Genomic DNA, 19752 nt, shown 5'->3' with positions numbered 1-19752 from the left:
AATTATAAATTTTCTTGGATAAATTTAGTCATTTTAGTAAACAGTTGGATTCTGGTCATCCCACCATAAATCCCATGATTACAATCTGGGTAGATTTGAGAATCAAATTGTTTATTAGCTTGAATTAAGGAAGACATCATTTCCATTGCATTTTGAACATGAACATTATCATCTGCGCTTCCATGAATCAAAAGATATTTTCCTTTTAATTGTTTTGCAAAATTAATTGGTGAATTATCGTCATATCCACTTGCATTTTCTTGTGGTGTATGCATGTATCTTTCGGTATATACTGAATCATAAAATCTCCAATTGGTAACTGGCGCTACAGCTATTGCCATTTTAAACACATCATATCCTTTCAAAATACAATTTGAAGCCATGAATCCACCAAATGACCAACCAAAAATTCCAATTCGAGAAGCATCTACATACGGATAATTCCCTATCGCTCGGGCAGCATCAATCTGATCTTCTACTTCATATTTACCCAATTGCAATTGAGTAACTTTTTTAAATGCAGCACCTTTATAACCAGTTCCTCTTCCATCAACACATACCACAATATAACCTTGCTGACTTAGCATGGCATACCAATAATCATCTAATGTATTCCAATGGTTGGCAACTTGTTGTGAACCTGGCCCTGAATATTGCGTCATAAAAACAGGATACTTTTTTGCTGGATCAAAATCCTTTGGTTTCAAAATCCAAGCGTTTAATTCATTTCCTTTTTCTGTTTTTAAAACGAAGAATTCTTTGCTAGGCAAATTATACGAAGCTAATCTGGTTTTTAATGCATTGTTATTTTCAATTACTTTCAACTCTTTAGCCGTCTTAGTTTCAATAAGTGAAAATGTAGTAGGTTGAGTGGCACTTGAAAATTGAAGCACATAAAAATCAAAATTAGGACTAAAAGTAGCTGAATTAGTTCCAATAGCATTTGAAAGAGCTAATTTATTATTTCCTTTTAAACCTATTTTGTAAACTCCTCTATTGATAGAACCATTTTCGGTGGATTGATAAAAAACAGTATTCGATTTCTCGTCAATTCCATAAAGCGAAGTCACTTCCCAATTTCCCTTAGTAACTTGACGGATTAATTTTCCTGTTTTATCATAGTGATAAATATGATTAAATCCGTCTTTTTCACTAGTCCAAACAAAACTGTTGTCTTTTAGAAAGGTTAAATCATTTGTAACCCCTACATAAGCTTTATCTTTTTCATTAAGAACTACTTTTTTTTCTGCTGTCTCTCCATCAATAAAAAGCAAATCTAAATTATCTTGATGACGATTTAATACCTGAGCCGATAAGATATTAGCCTCATTGGTCCATTGCAACCTTGCAATATAAAAATCAGTATAATTACTCATACTTACTTCTTTGGTTGCTTTCGAATCAACATTATAAATGTGCAATGAAACAAGCGCATTCTTCTCTCCGGCCTTAGGGTATTTAAAAGTTTGATTATAAGGATACAATTCATGTCCAAAAATAGTCATGGAAAATTCAGGAACTTCAGTTTCATCAAAACGGATAAAAGCAATTTTTTTACTGTCTTTTGACCAATCGAAAGCCCTAACAAATTCAAATTCCTCTTCATAAACCCAATCACAAATACCATTGATAATTGCATTTTTAGCACCATCATTCGTAATTTGTAGGGTTGTTTTAGTAGCAATATCATAAACAAATAAATTGTTATCACGTGCAAAAGCGATCTTTTTGCCATCAGGTGAAAAACTTGGTTCTTGAATTTGAAAATCAAAAAGTTTAGTCAACTGTTTTTTAGCAATATCATACAAATAATAATCTGCTGTTGAAGAACGACGATAAATTGGAGTTGAGTTACAAGCTAACAGCATCATTTTTTCAGTTGCATCAAAAGTATAAGCTTCGATTGCAGGCATAGATGGATGCGATTTTGAATCAATAAGAGTAGCAGTTTTTTCTAAGTTGGAAAAATTATACAAATCAACTTGTGAGGACTGCGTTTCTTGATTATAATTTAGGACGGTGTATTGATTAGAATTCTTCATCGATTGTAGTTCGTACATCTCTTGAGTTCTAAACATCCCTCGATAAATAGATTCAACCGAAATTTTTTGTTGACCAAAAGAAACGAAACTTAGCAAAAAAAGAAAAAATGAATATTGTTTTGTCCTCATACACTTACGATAATAAATAAATTTCCAATATTAATAAAAAAAACTCAATCATCTAATCAAAACTCTGTTAAAAACGCAATAATCCGACTAAAATTATCGAATTAATTGACAATAAATTAATAGCAAATAAAAACACTATAGCGTATATTTGCAGTACTTTATACTCATAATCCATTGAAAATGAACACAGCCGTAGCCGGATTCTCTAAATTATCCAAGGAAGAAAAAATAAACTGGATAGCAACAACTTACTTTTCTAGCCCTACAAAAGCTATCGAATTAATAAAAAAATATTGGAATTCAGATGAAAAACTTCAAAAACTTCATGATGAATTCATTGAAAACACCATAAGTAACTTTTATATTCCTCTTGGAGTCGCACCAAATTTCCTAATTAACGGTAAAAATTATACGATTCCAATGGCAATTGAAGAAAGTTCTGTAGTGGCTGCTGCATCCAAAGCGGCAAAATATTGGTCAACCAGAGGAGGTTTTAAAGCTACCGTTATTAAAACCGAAAAAATAGGACAAGTCCATTTTATGTACAAAGGGGATAGTTCTAAACTTGAATTATTTTTTGCAGAAACAAAAGCTAAATTTTTCTCTGAAACTCATGACTTAACGAAAAACATGAAACAAAGAGGAGGCGGAATTCTAGATATTACACTTGAAGATAAAACAAACCTGCTTCCGAATTACTTTCAACTACATGCTACCTTTGAAACAAAGGATAGTATGGGTGCCAATTTCATTAATTCTTGTTTGGAACAATTTGCCAATATATTAAAAAAGGAGGCACAGGCTTACAAACTTTTTTCGGAAGAAGAAAAAGGCATTGAAGTCGTGATGAGTATCCTTTCCAATTACGTTCCTAACTGCATTGTAAGAGCAGAGGTTTCCTGTCCCGTTGCAGACCTATCCGAAAAACACATTCCAAATCCAGAAGCTTTTGCCGAGCGATTTGTTCGTGCAGTTCAAATTGCCGAGGTAGAACCATATAGAGCTGTAACGCACAATAAAGGAATAATGAACGGTGTTGATGCAGTAATCTTGGCCACAGGAAATGATTTTAGAGCAGTCGAAGCTGGGGTACACGCTTATGCATCAAAAGAGAGACAATACAGTAGTTTATCACATGCAAAAATAGAAAACGGAATCTTTAGTTTTTGGCTAGAAATCCCTTTGGCTTTAGGAACAGTAGGCGGATTAACCAGCTTACATCCTTTAGTAAAACTATCTTTAGAAATGCTTGAAAATCCATCGGCAGCCGAATTAATGAAAATTGTTGCTGTTGCAGGATTAGCACAAAATTTTGCTGCATTACGCTCTTTGACAACTTCAGGCATTCAAGATGGACACATGAAAATGCATTTGAATAATATTTTAAATCAATTAGAAGCCACTGAAGAAGAACGTCATTTGGTTCAAAAACACTTCAAGAACCATGTGGTATCACATAGTGGAGTGGTCTCTTTTGTTGAAAGTATTAGAAATAAATAATTGTATTTGTAAATCATTTAAATTCTAAAATGGAAACAAAACAAACTTTTTACAGCAACGGTAAACTATTAATTACCGCTGAATATTTAGTTTTAGATGGAGCTAAAGCTTTGGCTTTGCCAACTAAATTTGGTCAAAATCTAATTATTGAAGAGATAAGTCAGCCAGAAATCAATTGGGTAAGTTACGACAGTGATGGAACTATTTGGTTTGAGGACAAAATTTCCTTTTCAGAAATTATTGACCCAAATTTGGCTGGAGAAGAATCTATAAAACATACTCTGATTAAAATTCTTCACGAAGCTTATTTATTAAATCCTACATTTCTTGAAAAAGAGAAGGGCTACAACATCAGTACCGAATTAAGTTTTCCAAAAAAATGGGGATTAGGCACTTCATCTACATTAATTAATAATATTGCTCAATGGCTGCAAATTGACGCCTTTGAATTGTTAGAAAAAAGTTTTGGAGGAAGTGGCTATGATATCGCATGCGCACAAAACAACAATCCGATAATCTACCAATTAAAAAATGGCAAACCAAAAGTAGAAAGCATCCCTTTCCATCCGAGTTTCGTAGAAAATATATACTTTGTTTACCTAAACAAAAAACAGAGCAGTAAAGCAGCAATTGCCAATTACAGAAAAAATAAAACAACTGATACTGAAAAGAACGTTAGCAAAATAGACAAAATCACTCAAGAAATCATCCATGCTAAAACCGCTGGCTCAATGGCATTAGCAATTGCCAATCACGAAGCTTTGATGAGTACGATTCTAGAAACCACAACCGTAAAAGAAGATTTATTCTCCGACTTTATCGGAGAAACGAAAAGCCTTGGCGCTTGGGGTGGCGATTTCATTATGGTCATTTCGGAGGTAAACCCAACCACCTATTTTGCTTCAAAAGGTTTTAAAACAATCATCAGTTACAAAGACATGATTTTAAAATAAAGAGCTAAAATTCTATAAACAAAAAAACGTCTCAACACTGAAATTTCAGTCCGAGACGTTTTTTTATGAAATTAAAATTAATCTATATAAAACTAGAAGCTAAATTGTCTTCTGTTATCTTTAATATCGGCAATATCTTTAAGAGCAGGCAATACTCTACTAACATCATTAGCTGATTGCGCTTTTAATTTAGCTACATAAGGAGCAACATCTTTAACAGCAGGAGCTTTTACAATACTAGTTGTTTTAACAACATAAACTCCTGTATTTCCTTCGATAGGAGCAGAAATTTTGTTAGGAGCTAAAGCAAATGCATTTCCAACTACTTTTGGTTCTTGACCTACACCTCCGTTTAATACAGGATTGTCTAAAGTTACGTTAACCGCATTTTCCACTTTACTAGCAGTTGCTTTTGCAATAGCCTCAAGTGAAGAAGCTGTCATTTTTGCTTTAAGGATTTCTGCTTTTTTAGCATTCTTCAATTTTGTTTCTACATAAGGTCTTACTTGATCAATTGGAGCAAATCCCGAATCATCAATACCTTTTACAGTTGCAATCACGTGACCTACATTAGCGATTTCAAAACGCTTCACAGCACCTACTTTAGCATCTTCACCAAAAGCCCATCTTACAATAGCTCTTTGATTCCCTAAAGAACCAAAATTCTCATCCATAGCCGCAACAGATACAGCTGGAACTACTGCTAGTTTCATAGCCTTAGCCACTTTATTAAAATCGCTATCAGCAGCATCCATTTCAAATTTAGTTGCTTGAGCAAAAGCTTTATCAGAAGTCACTTCAGATGGTTCAATTTTTTGAGCTACTGTAGCTAAACGTACACCATCTTGTTTGTCTGTAACTTTAATAATATGGAAACCAAATTGTGTTTCTACTAAACCAATTTTACCAATTCCGTTATTGAATACAAAATCACTAAAAGGCTTCACCATTTGACCAGGTCCAAAATAACCTAAATCACCACCTTGTTGTGCAGATGAATCATCAGAATATTGGAAAGCCAACATCATAAATCCTTCAGGATTAGCATTAACTTGAGCTAACACTTCTTCTGCTTTCGCTTTAGCTTCTTCTTTAGTTCTTTTCTCTCTTTGGTTTGGAACTTGAGCTCCTTCATAACTAATTAAGATGTGACTTGCTTTTGCATTTACACCTACTTTTCTACCTAAAGATTTAGAAATACAGTAGTAATCACCAAAAACGTACGGACCATAAACAGCTCCTGGTGCTAAATTATATAATTGTTCTGCATCTACAGCAGGCAAATCTTTTTTTGCAACATAAGAAGAATCATAAGGAATATCCGAATTAGAATTTACAAATTCAATTGGGTTAGCAGTAGTTCTAAAACCAGCTACAGTATCGTTTTTACCTGTTGCTTGATTATAAACAACACTTCCTGATAACAAACTTGTTATTTTAGATTTAACCTCAGCTAAATCTTCGTTTGATGGCTTATCCTCGATTAAAACATACTCAATAGAACGCGTCTCGTCTGCTTTAAATCTTTTTGGATTTTTCTTCATGTATTCTATAATCTCATCATCAGTAACTTTAACCTCACTATCTTTAATAGAAGAATACAAAGCCCCTACGTATGAAAAGTTAGCTTTATTAGCTTCCATTTCATATTTTAATTTTCCTTCAGCTTTAGTTGTATAATTAGCCGCTTTTACAAGAGTGCTATATATTTGATATTTAGCATTCAACTCAGCATCTTTTTCACGCTCTTTTAAGAAATCGGCTTGCGCTGGATTAGCTTTAAAATAGTCTTTGAATTTATTTAAATCAAACATTCCAGCAGCATTCAAGAACATTGGGTTTTGACCAATATTTTGATCCGATTTTAAGATTTCGATGATGTGTTTTTCACCTACTCTCAATCCTAATTTATCAAATTCAGAAGTCAATAAAGCTACAGAAACTTCTTGTTCCCAAACTCTATTTGCAGCTGCTGTGGAAGTGATACCTTGACCACTTTTTTCAACATTACTAACTTTTATTCTAAAATCCTCAAATGAAATATCCTTTCCATTGATGCTTCCCACATCTTTAGAAGTACTACTAAAAGTACCATTTTGAAACAAATCACCAATGATAAATGCAAATAATGCTAGTGCGATAACTGCAATCATTAAAGCGGAACGCTCTCTAATTTTTGATAAAACTGCCATTTTTATTCTCGTTAATTTTATATTCAGTTTGCGAAAATACAATTATCTCGCTAATAACAATACAAGTAACGTTTTATTTTAAAAGATTTTTCACTTTTATTAAAAAATTACTCTTTCACTGTCATCTTCACTAATTCAATTTTTTTATTTGTTGCTTCTTCTATCACAAAATGATAGCCACCAATGGTGATTACAGCTCCTTTTTGAGGTATTTCTTTCGTAAAATCTACAATAAAACCACCTAAAGTGCCATAAGAATCACTCTCTGGAATTTGCAATTTATAGGTTTGATTTAAATACTCTACGTCGAAACGAGTTGAAAAAAGATACACATTCTCCTCAACTTCTTTTTCGATTAATTCCTCGTCAGAATCATGTTCATCTTCAATTTCTCCAAAAAGTTCTTCAACGATATCTTCAACCGTTATCATCCCAGATGTACCACCATACTCATCTAAAACAACCGCAACACTTTTTCGCTTCTTGATAAGTAAATCCATCACTTCTTTGATGAAGATCGTTTCTGGAACAAATTCTACTGGAATAACAACCGACTTGATGTTTTTTGGTTTTTTAAATAAATCAAAAGAATGAACATAACCTATGATTTCGTCTAACGAATTTTCGTAAACTAAAATTTTAGAATAACCCGTTTCAATAAATAAGTCTTTCAATTCTGTTACCGAATCATATAAATCCACAGCCAAAATTTCGGTTCTAGGAGTCATAATATCTCTCGCTTTTACTCCCGAAAATTCTAATGCATTTTGAAAAATTTGAATTTCAGAATCTACTTCTTCATGATCTTCTACACTACTCATTTGCTCTGTTATGTAATTTCCTAGTTCAATTTTAGAAAAATACAATTGAATTTGGTCTCCTTCGGTTCTAAAAAAACGTTTCAAAATCAAATCGGAAAGCCAAATAATAAAAGAAGAAACCGTATAAAATAAGAGATAAAAGAGATAGGCTGGAACAGCAAAAAACTTGATTAAGAAATTGGAATAAATCTGAAAAAACACTTTTGGAAAAAACTCTGCTGTGATTAATACAATCAAAGTAGAGAGCACTGTTTGAATAAACAAACTAAAAAAATCAGAAAATGGATAATTAAAAGACACTATCCATTTCATCAAAAGATCGCCCATGAAGAAACCATAAACAACTAAAGCAATATTATTTCCAATAAGCATTGCTGCAATAAACTTAGAGGGCTTCTCTGTAAGTTTAGTTAAAATTTTAGAAACAAAACCTTCTTGTTTTTTTTCAATTTCAAGATAAATTTTGTTAGAAGAGATGAATGCAATTTCCATCCCCGAAAAAAAAGCAGATAGTATTAGACAAATAATTATAATACTAATTTCCATTAATTACGATTTACGATTACGATCCTGCATTTTTTTTACAAAACGTCTTCTGAAGAAAAACATAAAAACACCCAAACCGGCAATTAAAAGACTCAACAAAGGAGTTTCTTTAGGATTATTCCATTTTTCTATTGCATCATAAACAAAAAAACCAGCAAATAGCAAATAGATGTAAGGTGTATATTTTAAATAATTCATAATTGTAAAATTGAAAATTTATTCGGCCGATAAAACTTCGCCTGTTATTCTTTGTGAATTTATCACTTTAAAATCTTTACTAAAATCAATTCCTTGACCATTTGAAGACCCTTTCAAATCAGTAAATTTATATCTTTTCTCTGTAAAAAACCATTCATTTTTTTGATCGTAATACAATTGCTCCGTTTCGAGCATTTGTCCGTCTTGAGATACTATTTTCACCTTTCCTTGCAAATCAATTATATTAGTTGATTTATATGAAATTGCATAATTAGAGGTAATACGGGTCTTTTTACCCCCTTTATCATACACCGTAACTAAAACTCCCTTGGGAAACTCGGTAAAAGGAAAAGACACAACAGCATAATCTAACATTTTAGAACTCACTAATTCGGCTTTAATAACACCCGAATCGGTATATTTTAAATTAACATTATTTGCATCACCTGTTGGGGTAAACTCAACAATCTTAGCCTGCTGTACTTTTTTAAAATTACTTTCACACCCAAAAAACAGAGTCACAGCAAAAGCCATGACTACTATATATAATTTATCTTTTTTGAATAAAAGCATAAAGAAAGGAATACGATGAAAACAAATTTACCAGTTATATTATTCGATCTTTCTCTTAACAAACCATCTGTCATTTAATGAAAGTCCTACGCTTAATTTTAGATAATTCTCTTGAACTAATCCAGCATTAGTTGTACCGCGTTTTCCAAATTCAAGTCCTAAATTCACATTTGAAAAACTTCCTGTAATAGGCAATCCAAGACCTAAAGTAACTCCCTGATCTTTGATTGACTCTGAATTTACAATTAAACCTGTTTGTTCGTATTTTAAGCCCGCTCTGTACACAATACGTTTTGCATAACTAGAAAAGGAGTTGTAGTTAGGAATAAAATACCCCCCTACACTGTATTTCAATCCTTTTTCATACGAAACATTTGACGAAGCATTGTATGTATTAACCAAGTTTCCTTCACTTGCCATAACGTATTGTGCTCCAAGAAGCCATTTTTTAGATTCTCCAATCCCTACACCAAATCGAATTTCACTAGGCAAAGTCAATTTAGTTCTAAACGATTCTTCATAAGGTGTCTCAGCTGCTGAAAAATCAATTCCGTTTGAAGTTGAAACCACTACAATATTTCTTGAATTATCTGAAGCCAATTTACCCTCTAACTTGTAACTCAAACTACTATACAAATTCAGTTTTTTATTTAATTTGGTTTGATACATTGCTCCAAAATTGAAATTCACACCGGAATAATCTGCTTTATTAATCTCACGAGTACCAATATTTACTCCATTAACAAAATTAATATTTGTTGTTTCTACACTGCCAAAATTATATTCAACAGTTGCGCCTAAGGTAAAATTTGGAACTAACTTATAAGAGGCAGAAAAAAAGGCTTTAGTTAAACCTCCAGTAGCAAAATCACGAGTACTTGTTTCTCCAACCTCTGTAGTGTACGAATTTATTTTATACCCTACCGACGAATAAGGAATCAATCCGAAACCTACTCCTAACTTACCCATAGGTAACCCAACAGCCAAATAATCAAAAGTTACTCTTTTAGCTTTTTCAGAACTAACACTATTTTTTAATGTAGTCATATTATAACCACCTCCAACTGTAAAAGTGGTCAACTTTAAATTCGAATAACTTGCAGGATTATCTAAATTAATATGAATACTATCTTGTTCAACTTGAATCTCTCCCATGGAACGGCTTTCAATGGTTCCTTTGTACCTTACATCACCTATTCCGTAAAAAGAATAAGGAGAAGAAGTTCCTTCTTGAGCAAATGACACTAAAGAGAAAAGTAAAAAAAGGCTTGAAATAATTTTTTTAATCATTGTTGATTTGGTATTGATAAGTTTGGTTCAAACTCTCTAAAAGGAAATTTGAATTGGCAAATATGGTATTTTTTAATCGTTTAGCCAAAAATTCTGCATCTCCACCCGTTAAAATTATGATAATTTTTGTACAACTTGCTCTATATGTATCGATAAAGCCGTCAATTTCATAGACCAATCCGTTTACCACACCCGAATGCATGGATTGAGCAGTCGATTTCCCTATGTACGATTCCGGGCTTTCTAATTGCAACAAAGGCAACTTAGCCGTAAAATTATGCATGGATTCATATCGTAAACGCATCCCTGGAGCTATTGCACCACCTTGATACACATTATTTTCATCTACAAAATCGTAGGTAACACACGTTCCTGCATCAATTACGAGCCTATTTTGATTTGGAAACATCAGGGTCGCGCCAGCAGCCAATACCATTCGATCTATTCCAAGCGTATTGGGTGTGCCATAATTATTCTCGAAAGGAAAAACATTTTCACGACTTATAAAACAAACTTTTACTCTTGAATCAAAAACTAAAAAAGAAGCTTTTTCAATATCCCCAACAGAAGAAACAACCACAGATTCTACCAAAGGAAAGTCATCTAAAATTTTTCTAAGGTTTTCACCAAGTGCTACTTTTTCAAAAACAAAAAAACCAAAACTCGTATCTCCCTCAAATACACCAGCTTTAATTCGTGTATTACCCACATCAACAGTAACTATCATATTTTACATTTTGATTGCACGAAGGTACAAATAGATTTTTTGATAAAAATGTTTTGGATATATTAAAAATGATTCTATATTTGCACCCGCAACAAGCACGGTACCTTAGCTCAGATGGTAGAGCAATGGACTGAAAATCCATGTGTCCCTGGTTCGATCCCTGGAGGTACCACAAAACCCGAATTCTTAGAGTTCGGGTTTTTTGTTTTTGATAATGTTTCAAATGCTTTTTTTGGGTCAAGTCCAAAACTTAGGGATTAAGCAATTAACCCATCACTCCAATGTGTTATTAAAAAAATTCCATAACATATTTGCAAATTTGATATATTTATGCAAAATTTATATACATGAATGATATCAAATGCCCTAAATGTCAAAACAATGCAATTGTTAAAAGTGGTATTATCAAAAACAAGCAGCGCTATTTATGCAAAAAATGCAACTATTTTTTTACGGTAAATAAAATTGGAAAAAAAATAGATGATTATTACGTGACCAAGGCATTACAACTGTATCTAGAAGGATTAAGCTTCAGAGAAATCGAGCGAATAATAGGTGTCTCGCACGTAAGTATTAGCAATTGGATAAAATCATTCAATATTAAAAAACCCGCCAACACCAACTACCACCCCACCTACAAAATCCTAAACCATTTAGAACTAGTAGAATATATACGAAACAAAGATACCCTTTCAAGTGCAGGAATGATTATAACGGAATTAGGTGATAAATTTATGGTAATTAAATGGGAGCGTTTTAAAAAATAACTATACCATTTACAGCTATATATATATTATTTTTTTTTCTAAATAAAAAAACTGAATTTGCTTCTCTATTCAACCAAAATCAACCTTAATTTATTTTAACCTTATGGAACAAGTATTAAAAGACACTACTGCCAACCCAGCTCCTCTGGGACTATTTGGCTTTGGAATGACAACCATGTTATTAAACATTCACAATGCCGGATTCTTCGAACTTAACGCTATGATTATGGGTATGGGCATCTTTTTTGGAGGTACTCAACAAGTAATTGCAGGCATTATGGAATGGAAAAAAGGAAACGGTTTTGCCATGGCTGCATTTACATCTTATGGTTTCTTCTGGATATCACTAGTCACATTATGGCTACTGCCTTTAATAGGTGTAACAAAACCTGATGGTGCCTCAATGGGGTGCTATTTAGGAATTTGGGGGTTATTCACTCTGGCATTTTTTATTGGTACTTTAAATGGTAATACAATTGGAAAATTAATATTTGGCTCTCTAGTTATCCTGTTCGGATTATTATCTGCAGCAAGTTTTACAGGAAGCGAGAGTTTACATACTATTGCTGGTTACGAAGGAATTCTTTGTGGTTTCTTTGCGTTTTATGAGGCTGCCGCTATTGTAATGAATGAAAAACTTGGAAGACAAGTTTTACCTTTATAATTAAAGATATTTATTTGAGACCTAAAACAGGTTCCTAAAAACGAAACAATCAATAAACTGCACAATAGCTTTACATTGGTAAGGCTATTGTGTTTCAAATTGGAATGAAAAAAAGGCATGAACAAAAATTAATCATCCTTTCAATGCTAATGATATTAGCATTGAACATTCCGCTTATATTATTGTTTGATAGTTCAAAACCCCTATTTGGCTTCCCAATTATTTACATTTATATTTTTTCGGCTTGGTTATTTTCAATTGGAACCACCTACTTAATCATTAAAAAATATTATGAGTAGTATTGGTCTTTTATTGATTTTAAGTATTTACGTCGTAATACTTTTTTATATTGCACATTGGTCTGAAAAAAGAAGTCGTTCAAAATGGACTAACAATCCTTATATTTATTCCTTTTCATTAGCCGTATATTGTACTGCATGGACGTATTATGGCAGTATTGGGTTAGCTGCTAAATCAGGTCTAGATTATTTACCTATCTATTTAGGACCAATAATTATAATCCCCACTTGGATTATTATTCTGAAAAGAATAATCCAAATATCTCGAATCAATAAAATAACCAGCATTGCCGATTTTATTTCGCTACGATATGGAAACAGCCGATCACTTGGAGCTTTAGTGACACTAATTGCAATATTTGGAATTGTTCCTTACATTGCCTTACAGCTTAAAGCGATTTCGGATACTTTTCATATTGTTACTCAAACACAGGCTAATTCCGATATATATTCGGATACAACCACTTATGTTTGTATTGCATTGGCTTTATTTGCATCCTATTATGGAAACAAATACGTTGATGCTTCAGAAAAAAGAAGGGGAATTGTTACCGCAATTGCAATAGAATCTATCTTGAAATTAGTCTTCTTCACAATTATTGGGATTTATGTAACCTTCTTCGTTTTTGATGGTTTTGAGGATATTTACAACAAAGCATCTGTTTTAGAAAATTTCGACAAAAAAAACAGTATCGGCGGTTTATCTAATGGTCTAAATTGGTTTTTTCTATGTCTCATTTCTATGTTTGCTATCTTCATTTTACCAAGACAATTCCACACTGCAATAGTAGAAAACAATCAGGAAAAACATGTAAGAACCGCTATTTGGCTACTTCCACTGTACTTACTGCTTTTTAATATTTTTGTATTCCCAATTGCTTGGGGAGGCAATATCCTTTTTGGAACACAGGGTCTAAATTCCGATACCTATTCCCTATTGATTCCGCAACATTTCAACAACAACTTACTAACTGTTATTGTGTTTTTAGGAGGATTTTCGGCAGCGATTTCTATGATCATTGTTTCTTCTATTGCCCTTGCTACTATGCTTAGCAACAATCTATTGATTCCTTATGGATTTATAGGTTCTTTGAAAAATATTTCACAAGAAAAGAACACTAAGCGCATCGTGCTCAGTCGAAAAATAGGCATCTTTATGTTGATAATTTTGGCCTATATCATCTACCGTGTTTTTGTATTAGATTATACACTAGTTTCCATCGGATTAGTTTCATTTGTCATTATTGCCCAATTAGCCCCAGCATTCTTTGGTGCTTTATTTTGGAAAAGAGGATCAAAAAAAGGAGCCGTAACTGGAATCATTTTAGGTTTCCTAATTTGTTTTTATACCTTATTAATCCCATATGCCATTGGCACAACAGGAACCGAAAGTACATTTGTACAAGAAGGTCCTTGGGGAGTAGCCTTATTAAAACCCTTTCAACTTTTTGGACTTGACTATTTAGACCCAATTCCACAAGCCGTTTTTTGGAGTTTATTAGTCAATTTATTGAGTTACATGGCCGTTTCAGTAAGTTTTAGCGGCAATTACAGAGAACGTAACTATGCCGAAATGTTTGTAGATATTGACCGTTACATTACGAATCACGAAAATGCCTACGTTTGGAAAGGGACAGCAAATATTTCAGATATTCAAAAAATATTGGAACGTTTTTTAGGAAACGAAAGAACAAAAAGAGCCTTGAATATTTTTAATTTAAAATACAATATCGACAAAGACAATGAAATAGCCGACGCCCGTTTTATTAAATTTGCCGAGAATTTACTCACTGGACATATTGGAACCGCTTCGGCTAAAATTGTAATATCGAGCGTTGCTAAAGAAGACAAAATCAGTCTTCCTGAAGTATTACGCATTTTAGAAGAATCCAAAGAAAATATCATCATCAATAAAAAACTGGTTGAAAGTTCGAATGAATTAAAAATGCTGTCCGAACAACTTCAGTCGGCTAATCAGGAACTCATCAATAAGGACATGCAAAAAGATGAATTCTTAGATACGGTAACCCACGAATTGAGAACTCCTATTACCGCCATTAGAGCAGCTACTGAAATTTTGCATGACGATGAGAATATACCAACTGAGGTTCGTCAAAAGTTTTTACAAAACATCATGGCCGAATCCGACCGACTTAACCGTTTAATTGACAAACTGCTAGATTTAGAAAAATTTGAAACAGGCAAACAAAAGATCTACCTTTCAAGAAATAACATTTGTAATACCATAAACAATACTTTAGAATCTTTACAGCAATTAATTATAAACAAAAAAATAAGTCTCGAATATTCCCAACAAAAGAGTGAAATAAAAGCTTTCTATGACGAAGAACGCATTATTCAGGTAGTACACAACCTATTTTCGAATGCCATAAAATTTTGTCCAGATACTGAAGGCAAAATAAAAATCACCATTTATGAAGATGCTAATTTTGTATCGGTAAGTATTCACAATAACGGGAAAGAAATAAATCCAGAAGATCTAGAAGCTGTTTTTGACAAATTTTATCAGTCTCGAAATCAAAATATTAAAAAACCAATAGGAAGCGGCTTAGGATTAGCTATTTGTAAAAAAATTATTGAACACCATAAAGGAAAAATTTGGGCCGAAAGTTCTCAAAGTAACGGAACAACTATTACTTTTACATTGCCCAATTACAATACATCCGAAAAATGAAAAAAATATTAATTGTAGATGACGAGCCTAATATTGTAATGTCGTTGGAATACACTTTCAAAAAAAACAATTTTGAAGTATTCATTGCACGCGACGGGCAAGAAGCATTAGACACATTACAAAATCAACTTCCTGACATCATCATACTTGATGTAATGATGCCAATGGTGGATGGCTACAGTACATTAGAACAAATAAAGAAAAACCCAGCCTTAGAAAATTGTAAAGTAATTTTTCTATCAGCAAAGAATAAAGAACAAGACATTGAAAAAGGACTTGCTCTAGGAGCCAACCTCTACATCACTAAACCTTTTTCATTAAAGAAATTAGTAGAACAAGTTCAAGAATTATTAAACTAACTAAAAACCTTTTCATAAAATCATGAGTCGTTACAAAATAAGTAATTTCGAAGAGTACTTCAAAGAATACAAAAAATCGATCAAAGACCCGAAGAAATTTTGGGACAAAATCGCATCAGAAAACTTTACTTGGTACCAAGAATGGGACAAGGTTGTTGATTTTAACATGGCTGAAGCCGAAATCAAATGGTTTGTTGATGCTAAAGTAAACATCACTAAAAACTGTATCGATCGTCATCTTGCAAAAAAAGGCGAAAAAACAGCTATTATTTTCGAACCAAACAACCCAGACGAACCTTCACAATCATTTACTTACAATGAATTACATCAAAAAGTAAGCAAAATGGCTAATGTATTATTAAGTCAAGGAGTTCAAAAAGGAGATCGTGTTTGTATTTATCTACCTATGATTCCCGAATTAGCCATCGCTACTCTGGCTTGTGCTCGTATCGGTGCTATTCACTCAGTCGTGTTTGCAGGATTTTCTGCCTCAGCTGTTGCAGCCCGCATTAACGATAGCGAATGCAAAATGGTAATCACTTCAGATGGCGGGTATCGTGGTAACAAAACCATCGACTTAAAAGGAATTGTAGACGAAGCGCTTAACAATTGTCCATCAGTAGAAAAAGTTTTAGTAGCCCAAAGAACCAATACTACAGTTCAGATGAAAGAAGGTCGTGACTTATGGTTAGCACCTCTTTTAGATTCTGCCTCTGATAACAACACGGCTGAAATCATGGATGCCGAAGACCCATTATTTATTCTTTACACTTCGGGCTCAACCGGAAAACCGAAAGGAATGGTTCATACCACTGCAGGCTATATGGTATACACTGCTTATACCTTCCAGAATGTTTTCAATTATGAAGAAAATGATATTTTCTGGTGTACTGCCGATATCGGTTGGATTACCGGACACTCTTATATCCTTTACGGACCACTATTAAACGGAGCCACTACCGTAATATTTGAAGGAGTACCATCTTACCCTGACTTTAGTCGTTTTTGGCAAATTATCGAAAAACACAAAGTAAACCAATTCTATACTGCGCCTACAGCCATTAGAGCTTTGGCAAAAGAAAGTTTGGATTATGTTCAAAAATACCCATTAAGTTCATTAAAAGTTATTGGTTCTGTTGGAGAACCTATCAACGAAGAAGCTTGGCACTGGTACAATGACCACGTAGGCGGAAAACGTTGTCCTGTTGTGGATACTTGGTGGCAAACAGAAACCGGAGGAATCCTCATCTCCCCTTTACCTTTTATCACTCCTACAAAACCTACTTACGCCACACTTCCTCTTCCAGGAATTCAAGCTGTTTTAATGGATGAAAAACGAAATGAAATTGAAGACAATCAAGTCGTTGGAAGCTTATGTATTAAATTCCCTTGGCCTGGAATTGCTAGAACCATTTGGGGAGACCACAAGCGCTATAAAGAAACCTATTTTTCTACCTTCCCAGGTAAATACTTTAGTGGAGACGGCGCATTGCGCGATGAAGTAGGTTATTACCGTATCACCGGTCGTGTTGATGATGTCATTATTGTTTCAGGACATAATTTAGGGACAGCGCCTATTGAGGATGCTATTAACGAACACCCAGCAGTAGCCGAAAGTGCTATTGTAGGTTTCCCTCATGATATTAAAGGAAATGCCCTTTATGGTTTTGTTATTGTTAAAGAAACAGGAGAAAAACGCGACAAAGCAAACCTTGCCAAAGAAATCAATCAGCATATCGCTGACCATATTGGACCTATTGCCAAATTAGATAAAATCCAATTTGTATCAGGATTACCTAAAACACGCTCTGGAAAAATTATGCGTCGTATTCTACGTAAGATAGCTGAGGGAGATTTTTCAAACTTTGGTGACACAACCACCTTGTTAAACCCTGAAATTGTTGATGAAATTAAAGATGGAAGAATCTAATATTCAATCATAATTATTATACAAATCCAAAGCTGCTCCTTCCCAGAGCAGCTTTTTTTATCAATTCAAGCAATTAAACTCCCTGATTACCTAAAAAAAGCGTAATTTTTACTACATTGCGAGAACAACAATATTTGTTCGATTAGCACAATTGCTGGCATTTACAATATAATCAACACTGATAATCAAGCTTGTATTTTACAAATATTCGGTAATCTATTTTTATGAAAAATGAATCCAATACATTAATACAAAGAATAGAGCCTCCTTTTTGGTTTTTAGGAATGCACAATCCGGAACTTGAAATCCTTTTTTATGGAAAAAACATCAGTCAGTGCAAGGTTACCTCTGAAAATAGTTGTGCCATAACCAATATCACTCGAACAGAAAATCCCAACTTCCTATTTATCACAATAGATACTCGAAATAGTACTGAAAATGAAATTGAATTTATTTTCGAGTTGAACAACAAAAAAAAACATATTCAAAAATACGAACTCAGAAAAAGGCGAAAAGATTCCGCGTTACGACAAAGTTTCGATACTTCAGATTGTGTTTACCTTTTAATGCCTGATCGTTTTGCCAATGGAAATCCAAACAATCAAAACGACAAAACCACTGCTGAAAAATACAACAGAGATCTACCACAAGGTCGTCATGGTGGCGATATTGAAGGGATTATCCAGCATTTGGATTATATAAAATCGCTCGGTGCAACAGCTATTTGGAGCACACCTTTATGCGAAGACAATGATGCACAATATTCCTATCACGGTTATGCCCAATCTGATGTATATAAAATTGATCCTCGTTACGGCACCAATGAAGATTATGTACGTTTAGTTGGAAAAGCACATGAAAAAGGACTTAAAATCATCATGGATTATGTTACAAATCACTGGGGAATTGAACATTGGATATTTAAAGATTCTCCAACGAACGACTGGATTCACCGATTTGAAACCTACACCGAGACCAATCATAAAAGAACTACCGCAATTGACATAAACGCCTCTAAAATTGACCGAATGATTTGCCTCAACGGTTGGTTTGTCCCTACGATGCCCGACGTAAACATTAGCAATCCATTGGTTTTAAACTATCTAAAACAAAATGCCATTTGGTGGATTGAATACGCTAATTTGGATGGTTTTAGAGTTGATACTTATAATTATTCAGAACCAAAAGAGGTAGCCAAATGGACCAAAGCAATTACAGACGAATACCCAAACTTTAATCTTGTAGGCGAAATTACCATGCGAAATCAAAGTTTACTTTCGTATTGGCAGAAAGACAGTCCTATTGCAAAAATCCAAAACTTCAATTCGTATTTACCTAGCGTAATGGATTTTGCTTTATCAGATGCGCTACAAACTGTTTTTAATGAAGATGACGACACCTGGGATCAAGGAATAACAAAAATATACGATTTATTGGCCAAGGATTTTATGTTTTCCAATACCAATAATCTATTAATTTTTGGCGAAAACCATGATAGCCGAAGACTTAATCACAATTATAACAATGATATCCGTAAATACAAATTAGTAATGTGTATGCTGGCCACCTTGAGAGGCATACCCCAATTGTATTATGGCTCCGAAATTGGCATGACAGGAGACCAAAGTTTAGGAGACGCAGACATTAGAAGAGACTTCCCAGGAGGTTGGGCTACCGACAAAAACAATGCTTTCAATCCTGAAAGCCGTTCTGAATGTCAAAAAGCCTATTTTGACTTTACAAGTAAATTGTTTCAATGGCGAAAAACCAATGATGCAATCCATTTTGGCAAAACAACCCATTACATCCCACAAAATAATGTATACGTCTATTTTAGATACAATTCACACAAATGTGTGATGGTTATCATAAACAACCACCCTGAAAAACAAGAATTTGGCACTGCACGTTTCAAAGAAAATATCGAAAATCACACTAAAGGAAAAGAAATAATCACTCAAATTACGTATGATTTACGTCAGCCAATTACCATCGAAGGAAAATCGGCATTAATTTTAGAACTAGAATAATCCTTAACTTTCCTATTTGCTATCTTTGTAAAAAAAA

General features: G+C 33.6%; 15 protein-coding genes and 1 tRNA gene. 9 read left to right on the top strand and 7 right to left on the bottom strand.

Annotation, left to right across the window (positions count from 1 at the left end):
• Nucleotides 1-2 precede the first annotated feature (2 nt).
• Entirely contained in the window at nucleotides 3-2171 is a 2169-nt protein-coding gene (locus tag ACFPTQ_RS05240) for a S9 family peptidase (RefSeq protein ID WP_379774743.1), read from the bottom strand.
• Between the two features lie 180 nt (nucleotides 2172-2351).
• Between ACFPTQ_RS05240 and ACFPTQ_RS05235 the strand changes: the two genes are divergently transcribed.
• Together ACFPTQ_RS05235 and ACFPTQ_RS05230 are read left to right on the top strand one after the other, a co-directional pair.
• Complete coding sequence (locus ACFPTQ_RS05235) at nucleotides 2352-3671, top strand: hydroxymethylglutaryl-CoA reductase, degradative (RefSeq protein ID WP_379774741.1); 1320 nt, start codon at nucleotides 2352-2354, stop codon at nucleotides 3669-3671.
• A gap of 29 nt (nucleotides 3672-3700) precedes the next feature.
• Entirely contained in the window at nucleotides 3701-4624 is a 924-nt protein-coding gene (locus ACFPTQ_RS05230; RefSeq protein ID WP_379774738.1) for a GYDIA family GHMP kinase, read from the top strand.
• Between the two features lie 92 nt (nucleotides 4625-4716).
• Here ACFPTQ_RS05230 and ACFPTQ_RS05225 read toward each other — a convergent pair whose 3' ends face one another.
• The 6 genes from ACFPTQ_RS05225 to ACFPTQ_RS05200 all read right to left on the bottom strand — a co-directional run bounded on the left by ACFPTQ_RS05225 (nucleotide 4717) and on the right by ACFPTQ_RS05200 (nucleotide 10971).
• A complete protein-coding gene (locus tag ACFPTQ_RS05225) occupies nucleotides 4717-6816 on the bottom strand; it encodes a peptidylprolyl isomerase (RefSeq protein WP_379774736.1) in 2100 nt (699 codons plus the stop codon).
• 107 nt (nucleotides 6817-6923) lie between these two features.
• Nucleotides 6924-8183 (bottom strand): hemolysin family protein, encoded by a 1260-nt coding sequence (locus tag ACFPTQ_RS05220; protein WP_379774734.1) that lies wholly within the window; start codon nucleotides 8181-8183, stop codon nucleotides 6924-6926.
• Between the two features lie 3 nt (nucleotides 8184-8186).
• Nucleotides 8187-8381, bottom strand: coding sequence for a hypothetical protein (locus tag ACFPTQ_RS05215; RefSeq protein WP_379774732.1), 195 nt, complete (start codon nucleotides 8379-8381; stop codon nucleotides 8187-8189).
• 18 nt (nucleotides 8382-8399) lie between these two features.
• Nucleotides 8400-8954 carry an LPS export ABC transporter periplasmic protein LptC gene (lptC, locus tag ACFPTQ_RS05210; protein WP_379774730.1) on the bottom strand — a complete coding sequence of 185 codons (555 nt, stop codon included), beginning with the start codon at nucleotides 8952-8954 and terminating at the stop codon, nucleotides 8400-8402.
• Nucleotides 8955-8993: 39 nt separating this feature from the next.
• A complete protein-coding gene (locus ACFPTQ_RS05205) occupies nucleotides 8994-10244 on the bottom strand; it encodes a hypothetical protein (protein WP_379774728.1) in 1251 nt (416 codons plus the stop codon).
• Nucleotides 10237-10971 (bottom strand): type III pantothenate kinase, encoded by a 735-nt coding sequence (locus ACFPTQ_RS05200; protein ID WP_379774726.1) that lies wholly within the window; start codon nucleotides 10969-10971, stop codon nucleotides 10237-10239. The genes ACFPTQ_RS05205 and ACFPTQ_RS05200 overlap by 8 nt, the downstream gene beginning before the upstream one ends.
• A gap of 99 nt (nucleotides 10972-11070) precedes the next feature.
• On the opposite strand from ACFPTQ_RS05200, the gene ACFPTQ_RS05195 reads away from it, so the two are divergent.
• The 7 genes from ACFPTQ_RS05195 (at nucleotide 11071) to ACFPTQ_RS05165 (ending at nucleotide 19715) form a co-directional block, all read left to right on the top strand.
• Nucleotides 11071-11143 (top strand) — tRNA-Phe (locus tag ACFPTQ_RS05195).
• Between the two features lie 175 nt (nucleotides 11144-11318).
• Entirely contained in the window at nucleotides 11319-11738 is a 420-nt protein-coding gene (locus ACFPTQ_RS05190; protein WP_379774724.1) for a transposase-like zinc-binding domain-containing protein, read from the top strand.
• 103 nt (nucleotides 11739-11841) lie between these two features.
• On the top strand, nucleotides 11842-12402 hold the full coding sequence (locus ACFPTQ_RS05185) for an acetate uptake transporter (RefSeq protein WP_379774722.1): 561 nt from the start codon (nucleotides 11842-11844) through the stop codon (nucleotides 12400-12402).
• A 291-nt stretch (nucleotides 12403-12693) separates the two neighbouring features.
• The gene (locus ACFPTQ_RS05180; RefSeq protein WP_379774719.1) at nucleotides 12694-15396 is read left to right on the top strand and encodes an ATP-binding protein; all 2703 of its coding nucleotides are present in this window, start codon (nucleotides 12694-12696) and stop codon (nucleotides 15394-15396) included.
• Complete coding sequence (locus ACFPTQ_RS05175) at nucleotides 15393-15755, top strand: response regulator transcription factor (RefSeq protein WP_379774716.1); 363 nt, start codon at nucleotides 15393-15395, stop codon at nucleotides 15753-15755. Before ACFPTQ_RS05180 ends, ACFPTQ_RS05175 begins: the two co-directional genes overlap by 4 nt.
• 22 nt (nucleotides 15756-15777) lie before the next feature.
• Entirely contained in the window at nucleotides 15778-17685 is a 1908-nt protein-coding gene (acs, locus tag ACFPTQ_RS05170) for an acetate--CoA ligase (RefSeq protein WP_379774713.1), read from the top strand.
• A 224-nt stretch (nucleotides 17686-17909) separates the two neighbouring features.
• A complete protein-coding gene (locus ACFPTQ_RS05165) occupies nucleotides 17910-19715 on the top strand; it encodes a glycoside hydrolase family 13 protein (RefSeq protein WP_379774710.1) in 1806 nt (601 codons plus the stop codon).
• Nucleotides 19716-19752 lie beyond the last annotated feature (37 nt).

This window comes from Flavobacterium sp. GCM10022190, assembly GCF_042656445.1.
Taxonomy (GTDB): Bacteria; Bacteroidota; Bacteroidia; order Flavobacteriales; family Flavobacteriaceae; genus Flavobacterium; species Flavobacterium nitratireducens.
Note: the sequence above shows the minus strand (reverse complement) of the source record. Positions and strands in the feature narration are given on the sequence as shown.

Bases quoted from the DNA above. Each gene is read 5' to 3' on its own strand.
- ACFPTQ_RS05200 (WP_379774726.1), bottom strand. From the start codon at position 10,971: ATGATAGTTACTGTTGATGTGGGTAATACACGAATTAAAGCTGGTGTA.
- ACFPTQ_RS05165 (WP_379774710.1), top strand. From the start codon at position 17,910: ATGAAAAATGAATCCAATACATTAATACAAAGAATAGAGCCTCCTTTT.
- lptC (WP_379774730.1), bottom strand. From the start codon at position 8,954: ATGCTTTTATTCAAAAAAGATAAATTATATATAGTAGTCATGGCTTTT.
- ACFPTQ_RS05225 (WP_379774736.1), bottom strand. From the start codon at position 6,816: ATGGCAGTTTTATCAAAAATTAGAGAGCGTTCCGCTTTAATGATTGCA.
- ACFPTQ_RS05220 (WP_379774734.1), bottom strand. From the start codon at position 8,183: ATGGAAATTAGTATTATAATTATTTGTCTAATACTATCTGCTTTTTTT.
- ACFPTQ_RS05230 (WP_379774738.1), top strand. From the start codon at position 3,701: ATGGAAACAAAACAAACTTTTTACAGCAACGGTAAACTATTAATTACC.
- ACFPTQ_RS05205 (WP_379774728.1), bottom strand. From the start codon at position 10,244: ATGATTAAAAAAATTATTTCAAGCCTTTTTTTACTTTTCTCTTTAGTG.
- ACFPTQ_RS05175 (WP_379774716.1), top strand. From the start codon at position 15,393: ATGAAAAAAATATTAATTGTAGATGACGAGCCTAATATTGTAATGTCG.
- acs (WP_379774713.1), top strand. From the start codon at position 15,778: ATGAGTCGTTACAAAATAAGTAATTTCGAAGAGTACTTCAAAGAATAC.
- ACFPTQ_RS05180 (WP_379774719.1), top strand. From the start codon at position 12,694: ATGAGTAGTATTGGTCTTTTATTGATTTTAAGTATTTACGTCGTAATA.
- ACFPTQ_RS05235 (WP_379774741.1), top strand. From the start codon at position 2,352: ATGAACACAGCCGTAGCCGGATTCTCTAAATTATCCAAGGAAGAAAAA.
- ACFPTQ_RS05190 (WP_379774724.1), top strand. From the start codon at position 11,319: ATGAATGATATCAAATGCCCTAAATGTCAAAACAATGCAATTGTTAAA.
- ACFPTQ_RS05215 (WP_379774732.1), bottom strand. From the start codon at position 8,381: ATGAATTATTTAAAATATACACCTTACATCTATTTGCTATTTGCTGGT.
- ACFPTQ_RS05240 (WP_379774743.1), bottom strand. From the start codon at position 2,171: ATGAGGACAAAACAATATTCATTTTTTCTTTTTTTGCTAAGTTTCGTT.
- ACFPTQ_RS05185 (WP_379774722.1), top strand. From the start codon at position 11,842: ATGGAACAAGTATTAAAAGACACTACTGCCAACCCAGCTCCTCTGGGA.